13 protein-coding genes and 1 tRNA gene are annotated in these 14,599 nt (G+C 68.1%); 4 read left to right on the top strand and 10 right to left on the bottom strand.

Going from position 1 to position 14,599, the window contains the following annotated elements:
- Positions 1–55 precede the first annotated feature (55 nt).
- A complete protein-coding gene (locus CAL29_RS28440; protein WP_094856230.1) occupies positions 56–1,822 on the top strand; it encodes a M61 family metallopeptidase in 1,767 nt (588 codons plus the stop codon).
- Positions 1,823–1,968: 146 nt separating this feature from the next.
- Here CAL29_RS28440 and CAL29_RS28445 read toward each other — a convergent pair whose 3' ends face one another.
- Positions 1,969–2,289 (bottom strand): DUF4148 domain-containing protein, encoded by a 321-nt coding sequence (locus CAL29_RS28445; protein ID WP_094856231.1) that lies wholly within the window; start codon positions 2,287–2,289, stop codon positions 1,969–1,971.
- 180 nt (positions 2,290–2,469) lie between these two features.
- Positions 2,470–3,435 carry an NAD(P)/FAD-dependent oxidoreductase gene (locus CAL29_RS28450; protein ID WP_094856232.1) on the bottom strand — a complete coding sequence of 322 codons (966 nt, stop codon included), beginning with the start codon at positions 3,433–3,435 and terminating at the stop codon, positions 2,470–2,472.
- 109 nt (positions 3,436–3,544) lie between these two features.
- Between CAL29_RS28450 and folB the strand changes: the two genes are divergently transcribed.
- Positions 3,545–3,904: a dihydroneopterin aldolase gene (gene folB / locus CAL29_RS28455; RefSeq protein WP_094856233.1), complete on the top strand. Its 360-nt coding sequence runs from the start codon at positions 3,545–3,547 to the stop codon at positions 3,902–3,904.
- Between the two features lie 78 nt (positions 3,905–3,982).
- Positions 3,983–4,966, top strand: coding sequence for a tRNA 2-thiocytidine(32) synthetase TtcA (gene ttcA / locus CAL29_RS28460; protein ID WP_094856234.1), 984 nt, complete (start codon positions 3,983–3,985; stop codon positions 4,964–4,966).
- Positions 4,967–4,984: 18 nt separating this feature from the next.
- Here ttcA and CAL29_RS28465 read toward each other — a convergent pair whose 3' ends face one another.
- The 5 genes from CAL29_RS28465 to hemA form a co-directional block, all read right to left on the bottom strand.
- Complete coding sequence (locus CAL29_RS28465; protein WP_094856235.1) at positions 4,985–5,557, bottom strand: UbiX family flavin prenyltransferase; 573 nt, start codon at positions 5,555–5,557, stop codon at positions 4,985–4,987.
- On the bottom strand, positions 5,554–5,880 hold the full coding sequence (gene grxD, locus CAL29_RS28470) for a Grx4 family monothiol glutaredoxin (protein ID WP_094856236.1): 327 nt from the start codon (positions 5,878–5,880) through the stop codon (positions 5,554–5,556). The genes CAL29_RS28465 and grxD overlap by 4 nt, the downstream gene beginning before the upstream one ends.
- Before the next feature lie 67 nt (positions 5,881–5,947).
- A complete protein-coding gene (gene prmC / locus CAL29_RS28475; protein ID WP_094856237.1) occupies positions 5,948–6,760 on the bottom strand; it encodes a peptide chain release factor N(5)-glutamine methyltransferase in 813 nt (270 codons plus the stop codon).
- On the bottom strand, positions 6,761–7,840 hold the full coding sequence (gene prfA / locus CAL29_RS28480; protein ID WP_094856238.1) for a peptide chain release factor 1: 1,080 nt from the start codon (positions 7,838–7,840) through the stop codon (positions 6,761–6,763).
- 81 nt (positions 7,841–7,921) lie between these two features.
- On the bottom strand, positions 7,922–9,196 hold the full coding sequence (hemA, locus tag CAL29_RS28485) for a glutamyl-tRNA reductase (RefSeq protein ID WP_094856239.1): 1,275 nt from the start codon (positions 9,194–9,196) through the stop codon (positions 7,922–7,924).
- A 224-nt stretch (positions 9,197–9,420) separates the two neighbouring features.
- Here hemA and CAL29_RS28490 point away from each other — a divergent pair.
- Positions 9,421–9,496: transfer RNA gene (locus CAL29_RS28490), tRNA-Phe, on the top strand.
- 72 nt (positions 9,497–9,568) lie between these two features.
- Here the strand turns inward: CAL29_RS28490 and CAL29_RS28495 are convergent.
- From CAL29_RS28495 to CAL29_RS28505, 3 genes are read right to left on the bottom strand one after another with little or no spacing between them, the layout of a single operon-like run.
- Entirely contained in the window at positions 9,569–10,447 is an 879-nt protein-coding gene (locus tag CAL29_RS28495; protein ID WP_094856965.1) for an efflux RND transporter periplasmic adaptor subunit, read from the bottom strand.
- Between the two features lie 8 nt (positions 10,448–10,455).
- Positions 10,456–12,426, bottom strand: a complete 1,971-nt coding sequence (locus tag CAL29_RS28500) for a preprotein translocase subunit SecA (protein WP_094856240.1) — start codon at positions 12,424–12,426, stop codon at positions 10,456–10,458.
- A gap of 1 nt (position 12,427) precedes the next feature.
- On the bottom strand, positions 12,428–14,581 hold the full coding sequence (locus CAL29_RS28505) for a hypothetical protein (RefSeq protein ID WP_094856241.1): 2,154 nt from the start codon (positions 14,579–14,581) through the stop codon (positions 12,428–12,430).
- Positions 14,582–14,599 lie beyond the last annotated feature (18 nt).

Below are 14,599 nucleotides of genomic sequence, written 5' to 3' on the forward strand. Positions count from 1 at the left end.
TTAGCATTTAGAATGCGGCAATCACTACACATCAATCACCCAGCCACCGCATCCCATGACGCATCCCGTAATTTACCGCTTGGAACCCCACGATCCGGCCGGGCATCGCTATCGCGTCACGCTGACCGTCAGCCAGCCCGACCCCGATGGCCAATCGCTGTCCCTGCCGGCCTGGATTCCGGGCAGCTACCTGATCCGCGATTTCTCGCGCCAGATCGAGACGCTGACGGCGCGCGCGGGCGGACGGCGCCTGCGGGTGCGCAAGACCGACAACCATACCTGGAAAGTGGCGCCCTGCGAGGGCCCCCTGGTGGTGGACTATACGGTCTATGCCTGGGATCTGTCGGTGCGCGGCGCGCACCTGGACGAAAGCCACGGCTTCTTCAACGGCGCCAGCGTATTCCTGTGCGTCGAGGGCCAGGCGCAACAGCCCTGCCTGCTGGACCTGGCGCCGCCGCCGGGCATCGCCGGCTGGAAGGTGTACACCAGCCTGCCCGAGGCGCGCGGCGTGGCCGGCGCGGCCCGGCGCCATGGCTTCGGCCTGTACCGCGCGCCGGACTACGACGCGCTGATCGACCATCCGGTGGAAATGGGCACGCCGCAAGTGGCGCGCTTCGAGGCCCACGGCGCCGAGCACGAACTCGTGTTCACGGGCGTGATTCCACGCCTGGACCTGCCGCGCATCGCCGCGGACGTGAAACGCATCTGCGAAACCCAGATCGCTTTTTTCGAACCCCAGAGCAAGCGCGCGCCTTTTCTCGACAGCAGCGATCGCTACGTGTTCATGACCATGGTCACCGGCGACGGCTATGGCGGGCTGGAGCATCGCGCCTCGACCGCGCTGATGACCGCGCGCAAGGACCTGCCGGTGAAGGGCCAGATCGGCCAGGGCGAAGGCTACCGCGGCTTCCTGGGCCTGGTCAGCCACGAATACTTCCATACCTGGAACGTCAAGCGCATCAAGCCGGCGGCGTTCGCGCCCTATGACCTGCGCCAGCCGGCGCTGACCCGGCTGCTGTGGGTATTCGAGGGCTTCACCTCGTATTACGACGATCTCTTCCTGCTGCGCTCGGGCGCCATCGCCGAGAACGACTATCTGCGCCTGCTGGGCAAGACCATCACCACGGTGACGCGCGGTCCCGGCCGGTTCAAGCAATCGGTGGCGCAAAGCTCCTTCGACGCCTGGACGCGGTACTACAAGCAGGACGAGAACTCGCCCAACGCCATCGTCAGCTACTACACCAAGGGCTCGCTGGTGGCGCTGGGGCTGGACCTGACCATACGGAAGGAATCCCGCGGCCGCCATTCGCTGGACGACGTCATGCGCCTGATGTGGCGTCGTTACGGGCGCGATTTCTACCAGGGCAAGCCGCAAGGCATCGCCGAGGACAGCCTGCCCGCGCTGGTGCGCGAGGCGACCGGCGTGGACGCGCGCGCGTTCATCGAACGCTACGCCGAAGGCCTCGCCGACCTGCCGCTGGCCGAGCTGCTGGCCGGCCAGGGCATCGCCCTGCAATGGAAGCCGGCCTCCAACCTGCCCAGCCTGGATGCGCGCACGCGCAAGCAGGGCGACGGCGTGGCGCTGGCCGGCGTGCTGGAAGGCGGCGCGGCGCACAAGGCGGGCCTGTCGGCCGGCGACGAACTGGTGGCCATCGACGGCCTGCGCGTGGCCGGCCCCGCCGGCCTGGAACTGCTGCTGGCGCAATACCGCCCCGGCGACACGGTCGCCGTGCACGTATTCCGCCGCGACGAACTGCGCGTGTTCCGCGCGCGCCTGGCGGCGCAGGCGCCGCTGGATTGCGTGTTGACGCGGGCGGGCTGATCCGCCTGGCCGCCCGTGGCCGCCGGCGAGGCCCGGACCGCGGGTCGGCAGGACCGGCGCCCCGGGGCCGAAAAAACCAATGCCCCGCGCTTGTGGCGCGGGGCATTGGCACTTCAACGAACGCCGGCGCGATGGCCGGCGGCCGATCAGCCTTGGAAGGGCACGTTGTTCAGGTCACCGATGACGGTGGGGTGCTGCGCGGCTTGCGCGGCGACTTCAGCACGCGACACGCCGGAATCGGCTTGCGCGGTGAAGGGGGCGTTGTCGACGTCGCTGTTGGCGACCAGACCTTCATTGCGGGCCTTTTGCAGTTCGGCCTGCACCTGGGCGCGGCTGGTCGAGTTGTCGGCCTGGCCGTAGACGCCTTGGAAAGGCAGGGTGTCGATGCTGCTGCCGACGGGGCCCGCGGCTTGGGCGGCACCGATCAGGGCAAACGAAACGATCAGCGAGGTAGCAATGGTCTTCATGGCAGTTCTCCTAGTCCTTGACAGTGGGAGCAGACCTGGCCGGGTGATTCCGGGAGGTCTGTTGCTGTTCCCGATGACTGAATTCTGCGCTTATGAAGGGTAGGGATAAACCCGAATTTTCTTAAATCACTTTTCCACAAAACAGGACAATAGGGCTATTAACCCGATAAGCAGTCCCTATTATGGGTTGCGATGGAATGAATGCGCGGCGCCGGGCTGCCGGCCGGACTCCTGCTCGATGGCGGCCTGTATCGCCTTGGCGGCCACCACGCCATCCGCCATCGACGTCACCACGCAGGGGTGCATGCGATTGGCCACCTCGCCGATCGCGTAGACGCCCTCCGCGCTGGCGCGCGCGGTGGCGAAGTCGGTGTGGATATAGCCGCGATCGTCGCGCCGCAACGCCAGGGAGGCCGCGAAATCCGCCTGAGGCTCCCAGCCATGGAGCACCAGCAGCAGATCGTAGGACTGCTCCTCGACCCGGCGCGCGACCGGATCCACCTGGTAATCGCCCAGCCGCAGGTCCGCCGCCGGCACGGCGTCGACCAGTTGCGGCCGCGCCCGCACGGTGCGCGCGTACAGATGGACCGCGCTCGCGCCCCGGCTCTTCACATAGGCATAGTTCTCGAAACCGTTGTCGCCGCCGCCCAGGACGGCCACCGACCGGCCCGCATAGTCCTGTTCCACGATGGCCGATCCCGGCCCCACCAGCACGCCGGGCCAGCGGTCGCCGGGCGCCGCGTCCGCGAGATTGCGCGCCCGCACGCCGGAGGCGATGACCAGATGGCGGCCGTACAGGGCTTCGGATGCGGGTGCGGGTGCGGCAGGCATGCCGCCCTGCGCCGCCTGGACCGTCACCGCGAACCCGGTTTCCGTGCGTTCCACCGCCACGGCGCGCCGGCCGCAGCGCACCGGCACGCCGGCCGCCTCGACGCTGCGGGCGATATTGGCGCCCACCTGCTGGCCGGTGACGCCGGGCAAGGCGGCGATCCAGTCGTCCGCGAAGGGATTGTCGTTGGGCAGGCCGCCCGGGCGCGCGCCGGCCTCCACCAGCAACGGCGCCAGTCCCAACCGGGCCAGCCAAATGGCGCACGAGGCCCCCGCCGGACCGCCCCCCACGATGATGGCGTCGCTGTATTGCGGCATTTCAATCTTTGCTCAAGTTGATTATGAGGAGAATTGTAGCGGCGGCTCCCGCAACGGAAGGCCCCGCCACGGACTTACAATGCGAAGGCTCATTCCTCTATCCGCCATCATGCCTACCCGCCGCATCATCTTTTCCCGCCTCGCCCTCGACGCCCGCATCGGCATCCTGGAGCACGAGCGCCGCGCCACGCAGCCGCTGCACGTCGACGCGGAAATCGACGTCGACATCACGCGCGACGTCGACGACCACGACATCCACAGCGTGCTGGACTACCGCGCCCTGCGCGAGGCCATCGTGGCGGTCTGCACGCATTCGCACGTCAACCTCATCGAGACGCTGACCGAACAAGTGGCGGAGCGCCTGATGAACGAGTTCAAGGACATCCGCGCGGTGCGCATCCGCATCAGCAAGCCGATGGCCTTTTCCGATTGCGCCGCCGTCGGCGTGGAGATCTACACCAGCCGCTGAGCCGCCCCCAGGCTTCGCGGCGCCGGCGTGCAGCCCCTTGCCGTTCCAGCCGCCCCGCCACCGCTACCCTGCCCCATCATGAACGCCCCTGATCCCTCCGTGGCCGCGGCCGCGGAAGCCGCCAAAGCCGCCCGTTCCAAGGCCCGCCTCGAAGCCAACAAGCTGGCCAAGCGGCTGGCCCGCGAAACCACGCGCGCGATCGCCGACTACAACATGATCGAGGCGGGCGACCGCGTCATGGTCTGCCTGTCCGGCGGCAAGGATTCGTACAGCCTGCTCGACGTGCTGATGCGGCTGCGCGAACGCGCGCCCTTCCCCTTCGAGCTGATCGCCGTCAACCTGGACCAGAAACAGCCGGACTTCCCGTCCGAGGTGCTGCCCGGCTACCTGCGCGAACTGGGCATCCCTTTCCACATCGAAACGCGCGACACCTATTCGGTGGTGAAGCGCCTGGTGCCGGAAGGCAAGACCATGTGCTCGCTATGCTCGCGGCTGCGGCGCGGCATCCTGTACCGCGTGGCCGACGAGCTGGGCTGTACCAAGATCGCCCTGGGCCATCATCGCGACGACATCCTGGGCACGTTCTTCCTGAACATGTTCTATGGCGGCAAGCTCAAGGCCATGCCGCCCAAGCTGGTGTCCGACGACGGCCGCCACACCATCATCCGCCCGCTGGCCTACATCCAGGAATCCGACCTGGCGGCCTACGCGGAGGAAAAGCGCTTTCCCATCATCCCCTGCAACCTGTGCGGTTCGCAGGAGAACCTCAAGCGCAAGGAAGTCGGGCGCATGCTGCGGGAATGGGACCGCCAGCATCCGGGACGGTCCTGGAACATCTTCAACGCCCTGTCCAGCGTGGCGCCGTCGCACCTGATGGACCGCCAGTTGTTCGATTTCGCCGGCCTGCGCCCAAGCGGCCAGCCCGACGTGAACGGCGACACCGCATTCGACCAGGAGGATCCGGGCGGCGGGCATGCGTCCGGCGACGAAGATGCCTGTGCGGCGCCTTCCGGGCAAGAGGGCCCCCGCGAGACGACGGTCTCGTTCGTCAGGTTCGAGTGAGCAGCGCCGGGAACGACGTCAGGTGCCTTCCCATTGCGGGGCCGGCGTCGAGATACCGAACAGGTCCAGCACGCGCGACACGGTGTGGTCGACCATTTCCTCGATCGAGGACGGCTTGAAATAAAAGGCCGGCAGGGGCGGAAACACGATGCCGCCCATTTCGGTGACGGCCGTCATATTGCGCAGGTGCGCCAGGTTGTAGGGCGTTTCGCGCACCATCAACACCAGGCGGCGGCGCTCCTTGAGCGTGACGTCGGCCGCGCGCGTGATCAGGTTGTCGGAAAGACCGTGCGCCACCGCCGCCAGCGTGCGCATGGAGCATGGCGCGATCACCATGCCGGCGGTGGGAAAGGCGCCGCTGGCCAGGGTGGCGCCGACGTCGCGCACGCTATAGGCATGGTCCGCCAGCGCGTGCAGCGCCTGCCGGCCCATGTCCAGTTCATGCTTGGCGTTGAGCACACCGGAGGCCGAGACCACCAGGTGCGACTCGACGTCGGGCACCGACCGCAGCGCCTGCAGCAGCCGCACCGCGTAGAGGGAGCCGGTGGCGCCGGTGACGCCGACCACCAGCCGGCGCCTGGGCTGCGTCACGCAGTGGCTCCGGCGGCTTCGAGCATCTTCTTCAGTTCGCCGCTTTCGCTCAGTTCGGACATGATGTCCGAGCCGCCGACGAACTCGCCGCCGATGTACAACTGCGGAATCGTGGGCCAATTCGAAAACGTCTTGATGCCCTGGCGGACTTCGTCGTCTTCCAGCACGTTGACCGTGACCAGCTTCTTCACGCCACAGCCCTTGAGGAGCTGGATGGCGCGGCCGGAAAAGCCGCATTGGGGAAACTGGGCCGTGCCTTTCATGAACAGCACCACCGGATGCTGCGTGACGGTTTCACGGAGGAATTCTTGAACGTCGCTCATGGTTCGCTCGCTGGGCCTGTCGGCCCCTGGGGAAAGAATGGGTTATCGGGGACAAGCAATGCAGTGATTATAGGTACCCGCCGGAAATCCGCTCGATGCCGGCCAGGTCCCGCCGGCTGTCGACGCCGCGCAGGCCGGCCGCCTCCAGCAGGCCGCGCACCGCGGCCGCCTGGTCCCAGCCGTGTTCGACCCAGATGGCGCCGCCCGGTTTCAGGTGCGCGGGCGCCCCGGCGATGATGACGCGCAGGGCCTGCAAGCCGTCGGCATCGTCGGTCAGGGCCCGGCGCGGCTCGAAGCGCAGGTCGCCCTGCTCCAGATGGGGATCCTGGCGGGAAATATAAGGGGGGTTGGACACGATCAGGTCGAACTTCCGCACCGCCGTCAGGGCCCCGTACCAATCGCCCGGCGAGAAATGCACCCGGGCCTTGAGCCGCAGCGCGTTCTCGGCCGCCACCTTCAGGGCGGCCAGGCTTTGGTCGGTGGCCAGCACCGCGACGTCGGGCCGGGCCAGCGCGATGGAAATGGCGATGGCGCCGCTGCCCGTGCCCATGTCCAGCACCGAGAGCGAGTCGAAGCCCCGCAGCCACTCCAGCGCGGTTTCCACCAGCAGTTCGGTTTCCGGGCGGGGGATCAGCACGTCCGGTCCCACCTTGAACGCATGCCCCATGAATTCGCGTTCGCCCAGCAGGTAGGCGATGGGCTCGCCGGCCGCGCGGCGCGCCGCCAGCACGGCGTAGGCGCGCACCGCCTCCGGCGGCAACGGGTCCGTATCGTGCGCCAGGATCCAGCTACGCGGCTTCTGCAGGACGTGCTCCAGCAGCATGCGCGCCTCCAGCCGGGGCAGGCCGGCGGCGAACAGGATGTCCTTGGCGGTGGCCACTCAGTCCTCGCCCAGCGCGGCCAGCAGCTCGGCCTGGTGCTCGGCGATCAGGGCGCCGATGAGCTCGTCCAGGTCGCCTTCCATGATCTGCAGCAGCTTGTACAGCGTCAGGTTGATGCGATGGTCGGTCAGGCGTCCCTGCGGGAAGTTGTAGGTGCGGATGCGCTCGGAGCGGTCGCCGCTGCCGATCAGGCTCTTGCGCTGCGCCGCTTCCTTGCTCTGCCGTTCGCGCACTTCCTTGTCGCGCAGGCGCGCCACCAGCACCTGCATGGCCTTGTCCTTGTTGCGGTGCTGGGAACGGTCGTCCTGGCATTCCACCACCAGCCCGGTCGGCAGGTGGGTGATGCGGACGGCGGAATCGGTCTTGTTGATGTGCTGGCCGCCCGCGCCGCTGGCGCGGAAGGTATCGATGCGCAGGTCGGCCGGATTGATGACGATATCGGTCATCTCGTCGGCCTCGGGCATCACGGCCACGGTGCATGCCGACGTATGGATGCGGCCTTGCGCCTCGGTGGCGGGCACGCGCTGCACGCGGTGGCCGCCGGACTCGAACTTCAAGCGGCCGTAGGCGCCGTCGCCGTCGATGCGGACGATGACTTCCTTGTAGCCGCCCAATTCCGACGCGCTTTCCGACATGAGCTCGACCTTCCAGCCCATCCGTTCGGCGTAGCGCGTATACATGCGCAGCAGGTCGCCGGCGAACAGCGCGCTTTCGTCCCCGCCGGTGCCCGCCCGGATTTCCAGAAACAGGCTGCGGCCGTCGTCCGGGTCGCGCGGCAGCAGCAGCACCTGCAGCGACGCGCCCAGTTCCTCGATCCTGGCCTTCGCGCTCTTGATCTCGTCCTCGGCCATGGCTTTCATTTCCGGGTCCGCCAGCAATTCCTGCGCGGTGGCCAGGTCGTCCTCCGCGCGCGTGTAGGCGGCGTAGCCCTGCACCACGGGTTCGATTTCGGCGCGTTCGCGCGAGAGCTTGCGGAAGCGGTCCATATCGGACGCGGCGTCGGGCTCGGCGAGCAAGGCGTCCAGCTCGACCAGCCGCCGGGACAATTGCTCCAGGCGATCACGCATGGAAGATTTCATAGGTCAGCGCAGAAAGGAAAAGGGGAAACGGAGGCGCGGACCAGAACGGCCGCGCCGGCGGCGAGCAGGCGACGGGAGTCGCTAACGCCGGTTGTCGCGGCCGGGGAACAGGCGCGGCACCATGGCCAGCAGTTGGGTGCGGTCTTCGCCTTCGCTGCGGTTCAGGGCGGCCAAGGGCGCGTGAAGGTACTTCTGTGTCAGCGAGTGGGCCAGTTGTTCCAGCACCGCCTCGGGGGATTCGCCGCGCGCCAGCAGGCGGCGGGCGCGTTCCAGTTCGGCCGCGCGCACGTCGTCGGCGGCCGCATGCAGGTCCTGGATGACCGGCACGACGGCGCGGGTCTGCAGCCAGTGCATGAAATTCTGCACGCGGTTCTCGATGATGGACTCGGCCTGCACGACAGCGGCGCGGCGCGCGTCGGCGCCGCTTTGCACCACGCGGCCGAGGTCATCCACGGAATACAGGTAGACGTCGTCCAGCCGGCCGACTTCGGGTTCGATATCGCGCGGCACCGCCAGGTCGATCATGACGATCGGGCGGTGGCGGCGCTGGCGCGTGGCCCGCTCCACCATCCCCAGGCCGAGGATGGGCAGTGAGCTTGCCGTACAGGACACGATGACGTCGAATTCCGCCAGCCGGGCCGGCAGGTCGGCCAGCTTCATGGTGCCCGCGCCGAAGCGGCCCGCCAGGGTCTCGGCGCGCTCGGCGGTGCGATTGGCCACCACCATCTCGCGCGGCTTCTGGGCGGCGAAGTGGGTGGCGCAGAGTTCTATCATTTCGCCCGCGCCGATGAACAGCGTGCGGGCATCGGCCATATTGCCGAAAACGCGCTCGGCCAGGCGGACGGCGGCGGCGGCCATGGACACCGATTCGGCGCCGATGGCGGTTTGCGAGCGCACTTCCTTGGCGACCGAGAAGGTGCGCTGGAACAACTGGTGCAACAGGGTACCGAGCGACCCGGCTTCGCCGGCGGCGCGCACGGCGTCCTTCATCTGGCCCAGGATCTGCGGTTCGCCCAGCACCATCGAATCGAGGCCGCTGGCCACCCGGAAGGCGTGGCGCACGGCGCCGTCCTGCTGGTGGCGGTAGAGATGCGGCTGCAGGTCGACGGCCTGGATGCGGTTGACGTCGGCCAGCCACGCGGGCAACTGCTCGGCGACCTGCGGCTCGGCCGCGCAGTAGACCTCGGTACGATTACAGGTCGACAGGATGGCCGCCTCGCGCACCTTGCCGCCGAAGGCGGCGCGCAGGCCCTCCAGGGCCGGACGCAGCAGGTCGACGGGCATCGACACGCGCTCGCGCACCGAAACCGGGGCGGAGGTGTGATTCAGGCCGAAAGTAAGAACGTCTACCGACATTTGGGCGTAATCCGCGTGCAACGCGGAGGGAACTAGGAGGGCCGGGCGTGGTGGAACCGGGCGGATCGCCAGACGCGGGGCTCCCAGGGCAAATGATTATAACGCTTGGCGTAAAAATGACAGATTGCGACGAGCCTGACACGCACAAGTCTTAACTTTCATCAAATTTTCTGCTCCCTGCCCGGCACGAAGCCAAAAAATTGTGTATAGTTGCGGACTTCGTTGGCCTGGTAGCTCAGTCGGTAGAGCAGAGGATTGAAAATCCTTGTGTCGGTGGTTCGATTCCGCCCCAGGCCACCACGAATTCGATGCCCAGCCTTCATGGCTGGGCATTTTCATTTGTGCATCAAGGACTTGGATCGGGGACTCGGGCTAGAAATGCACCGAGCACCGAATCCCCGCGGGGATCCGGTTGTTCTTGTTGTCGACCTTGAGCAGCACCACGAAAGTGCCGCTGGCTGCGTCCATCACCTTGTCGATACGCCATACGCTGGCGCGCAGGGGCTTGTCGCTGATGGCGCCGTTGACCGTCACCTCGGCGGCCGCTTCCATCTTGATCTGCCCGTACAGGCTTTCAGGCACCACGACCTTGACCAGCAGGGGATCGATCTGGGCCAGCTTGACGATCTTGTTGTCGTTGACGCGATCGCCGGGGCCGGCATAGCGCTCGGCGACCACGCCGTCGAAGGGGCTCCGGATGCTGCGCTCGGCCAGGATGGCCTGCTGCAGCTCGACCTGCAGCGCCGCCTGGCGGCTCTTCGAGCTGATCTCGTCGTAGTCGCTGGCCGGCAACAGCTTCTTCGCGTACATGTCGCTGTTGCGCTGCACGGCGCGCGCCAGGTAGGCGGACTCGGCGCGGCGCACGTTCAAGGTGGCTTCATCGACCCTGCTGTTCAAGGTGACCACCACGTCGCCCTTCTTGACGGTGTCGCCGCGCTGCACCGAAATCTTTTCGATGACGCCGGCGACGGGGCTGCCCAGTTCGGAAACCATATAGGGTTCGATCAGGCACGCCATGGGCGTTTGCAGGCTGACGGCGTCGTGGCCGCCCGCCCCGCCGCCGGGCAATGCCGTCGGCGAGAGCCTGTCGGATGACAGATCGGATTGCGCGGAAGGCAGCGCCAGGGGCGGCGATTGCGCGAGGGCCGGCGCCTGGCTCGCGAGAAGCAGGAAGGCGGCCGCCACTGGCCCCAGGACGCGGCGGGCGCGCGGCGCCCCGGAGGATGCGGATGTGATTCGGTCTGTCGGCATGATCATCTTCAATCGCCCTGCCCGGAAAAGGACAGGGACTTCTCCAATTGCTCGTCGGCGGCGACCAGGCGCTTGCGGTCGCGGGCCTGGGTGATTTCGGTGCGTCGTTGGGCGTGGCGCAGCCAGCGCGCGCCCAGCCCGGGAAAGGCCGCCAGGATGGGGACCATGGCGCGCGCCATCCACGTGCGGGCCACGCTGTCGAGCACCGCGTCCTCCAGCGACAGGATGGCCTCCGCGTGCCCGGGATCGCCCTGGCGCGCGCAACGGCCCTGCAACTGGCGGTCGATGCGGGCGGACTCGTGCCGCTCGGTCAGGATCACGTGCAGCCCCCCGGCCGCGCGGGCCTCGTCCGACAAGGCGATGTCGGTGCCGCGCCCGGCCATGTTGGTGGCGATCATGATGCTGCCCGTCTCTCCCGCCCGCGCCACCATCCCGGCCTCGTCGGCGTCCTGCTTGGCGTTGAGGATCACGGGCGCCAGGCCCGCGGCGGCCAGATGGCGGCCGACTTCCTCGGACGCCGCCACCGACCGGGTGCCGATCAGCACGGGCACGCCGCGCGCGTGCAGCGCCGCCGTGCGCGCGCACACCGCCGCCCATTTGTCGCGCAGGGTGCGGCAGACCACGTCGGGCCGGTACAGGCGCCGCGATTTGCGGTGCGTGGGGATGGGCACCACCGGCAGGTCGTAGACGCGGCCGAGCTCCTTGCGGATTTCCGCGGCGGTGCCCGTCATGCCGGACAGGCGCAGGTAGTGCTTGAAAAACCGCTGGTAGCTGATGCTCTTGAGCGTCTGGCGGGGGTCGGTCAGTGCCAACCCCTCCTTGTATTCGATCATCTGGTGCAGGCCCTGGCCCCAGGACCGGTCGGCCATCACGCGGCCAGTGAACTCGTCCACCACCATGATCTTGCCGTCGCGGATGATGTACTGCTCGTCCACCTGGTAGAGATGCAGGACGGTCAGCGCGTTCAGCGTCAGCTCCTCCCGCCGGAAGGGGATGTTCCAGGGCTCGGGCAGCGCGGCGCAGCGCGTCCGCAACGCCTCCCGGCCCTCCTCCGTCAGGCCCACGCGGCGCTCGTCGCGCAATACGCGATAGTGTTCCGGCGCCAGCGCGCGCGCCAGGTCCACCGCCTGGCGGGTGACGCCGGCGATGTCCTGCTCCTGCACGCCGGAAATGATCAGCGGGGTGCGGGCCTCGTCCACCAGCACACTGTCGGCCTCGTCGACGATGGCGTAGCACAGGCCGCGCAGGTAGAGCCGGGAAGTGCGCCCCGCGCCGCCGCGCAACCGCTCCAGGCGCAGGCTGTCCTCGTCCTTGTCGTCATCGAGCACGATGAGATCGCGCAGGTAGTCGAACACCACCGTCTTGTTGGAGCAATAGACGATATCGGCCCGGTAGGCCGCGCGCCGCGCCGGTATGTCCATCTCCGCCGTGACGGCGGCCACGGTCAGGCCCAGCGCCTCGTAAACCGGCGCCATGATGGCCGCATCGCGCTCGACCAGGTAGTCGTTGGTGGTGATGACGTGCACCGGCAGGCCGGCCAGCGCGGCCGTCGCCGCGGGCAGCGTGGCGGTCAGGGTCTTGCCCTCGCCGGTATGCATCTCGGCGACCATGCCTTGCAGCATCACCCAGCCGCCCAGCACCTGCACGTCGAAATGCGTCTTGCCCAGGGTCTGCCGCGCGGCCTCGCGCACCAGGGCAAAGGCGCGCGCGGCGGTGGCGGCGGTAATGCCCTGGCAGCGCAGGTCGTAGGCCGCCGCGGCCGCCTTTTCCCGCAACTGCTCCAGCGATGGCTGCCCCAGCAGCTCCCCCTCGCGCCGCACCCGCGCGACGATGCGGCGGCTGCGCCACAGGGGCTGGCGCCATTGCCGCCGCAGGCCGCGCAGCCATCCGGTTCCCCACGCTTCCAGGCGATTGGCATAACGCTCGCTTTCCCTTTCGGGATAGAGCGGGTTGGGCTGCGCGATGGCGACGCTATCCATGTCACACCTGAAGCTGATGCAGGACGACCTGCCTCAGGGCGTCATAGGCCTGCTGCAACAAAGGCCGCGGCGCATGCTCGAACTTCACGTAGACGCGCCCGCCCAGATACAGGCGCGGCATGCCGGGCGGCAGCGCCAGGTCCATGACGAACAGGTTTTCGGCGGATTTCGCCGCGCCGTCCTTGGACTTGCGCGTGTCCACGCCGATGGTGCCGCCGCCTTGCAGGCTGAGCGCCATGCTGGGAAGTTCGTCGGTGGCGGCGGGCACCTCGCGCGCGATGGCCACGCCGTAGGAGCGCCCGGTATCCTGCGCCAGCCGCACGCTGACGCCTTCGTTCGAGCGGTGGATGCGCTCCAGGCCGGACTGCGGCACGACCACCCGCACGTATTCCGCGTCGGTCAGCACATAGCCCAGCAGCTCGCCCCTTTGCACATAGCGGCCGACCATGTCGCCCGGATGGGCCGGCACGAAGCGGCCCTCGTGCGCGCTGGCCACGCGCTGGGCGTCGGCCTGGCCCTGGACGATACGCCGCTCCGTCTGCAAGCTGGCCCATTGGTGCCGCATGATGTCGGCCTGCACGCGGTTCTTGGCGTAGGCCTCCACGTACCTGGCCTGGTATTCGTCGGACTGGGCGGCCAGCGTGGCGAGCCGGCGGTCCAGCTCGTCGTTGTCCAGGATGACCAGGGGCGTGCCGGCGGGGATCACCCTGTCGTCCTCGCCCAGCGCCTGCCGGATGAAACCGCTGACGGGGGCCCGCAGTTGCGCGGTGGGCGGAACCCACACGACGCCTTCGGTATTGGTCGACGCCGGCACGGGCGCCAGCCCCAGGAGCCCCGCGATGGCCACCACGCACACCGCCGCCACCAGGTAGGACCGCGCCGGCCGGGCCTGGATCTGCGGATCCGTGCAGAGGTGACGGACCAGATGCCACAGCGGCAGGACGATGGCCGTGTACAGCGACCACAGCGCCAGCAGGATGCCGAAGAAGAAAAACCGCTTGGCCACGATGAAGATGGCCAGGCTCATGATGAACAGGCGGTAGCAGAAGGACAGTACCGCGTAGCAGACGAACCAGGCCTTTTCTCCGGCGCCGGCGTGCGGCGGCTCGGCCGCCTCCAGCCAGAGCAGGTAGCGCTTGGCCAGGTAGCCCACATAGGCATTGGCGCGCTGGCCCAGGTTGGGTATCTCGATGGCGTCCGACAGGACGTAGTAGCCGTCATAGCGCAGCAGCGGATTGCCGTTCATCAGCAGCGTCGATACGCCGCAGATCAGCACCACGGTATAGGCGACCGAACGGAGCGGGCCGGGATCCAGTTGCACCCAGGCCGCCATCGCCAGGCCGGCGAGGAACAGCTCCACCATGATCCCCGCGGCGCCGACCAGCATGCGGTGGCGCTTCTCCGGAAAGGCCGCGGCCGCCGACGCGTCCACGTACGGGATGGGCACCAGCAGCAGGAACATCAGGCCGATCTCGTGCACCTCGCCGCCGCGCACCTTGATGGCATAGGCGTGTCCCAATTCATGGATGGCCTTGACGATGGGATACACCAGCACCATGGTCACGACGTTGCCGGCGGAAAACACCTGGTCCCAGACGTTGTGCGTCAAGGCCTGCCAGTGCATGGCTCCCTGCGCGGCCCCATAACCCACCACCGCCAGCCACAGCAGGGCGCCGAACCAGGTGAAGATCCAGCGCACCAGCGGCAGGGTGCGCGCCAGCCAGCGGTCCGGATCCACCAGCGGCAGTTTCAGCGCGCTGGGATTGCCGACGTACTGCTTGATCTTCTGCATGCGCTGGCGGCGCCGGCGTTCCACCAGGTCGCGCACGTCGGGGGCCCGGTCGGTCAGCAGCACGTCCGCGCGGTGCAACTGCGCCATCAGCCGGATGACCTCGTCCTGGGGCATGGCGTCGTCGGGCAACTGGCCGCAGGCGATGTCCCAGATCTGCTGCACCGTGCGCCGGCCATCCATCAGGCTGATCAGCAGATTGGCCTCGGGCGTGTAGCGGTGGAATTCGCCGTTGCTCTGGTCCTGCATCACGTACCAGATTTCGCCGCGATAGACGTGGCGATGGATGCGCACGTGCGAACGCAGGCGCGGCCGCAGGTTGCCGACGCGGTGCCAGGCGCTGCTGTGGAGGGCGGTGACGGCCATGGTCTGCTGTCCGCCTCG

This window comes from Bordetella genomosp. 10, assembly GCF_002261225.1.
Lineage (GTDB): Bacteria > Pseudomonadota > Gammaproteobacteria > Burkholderiales > Burkholderiaceae_B > Bordetella_C.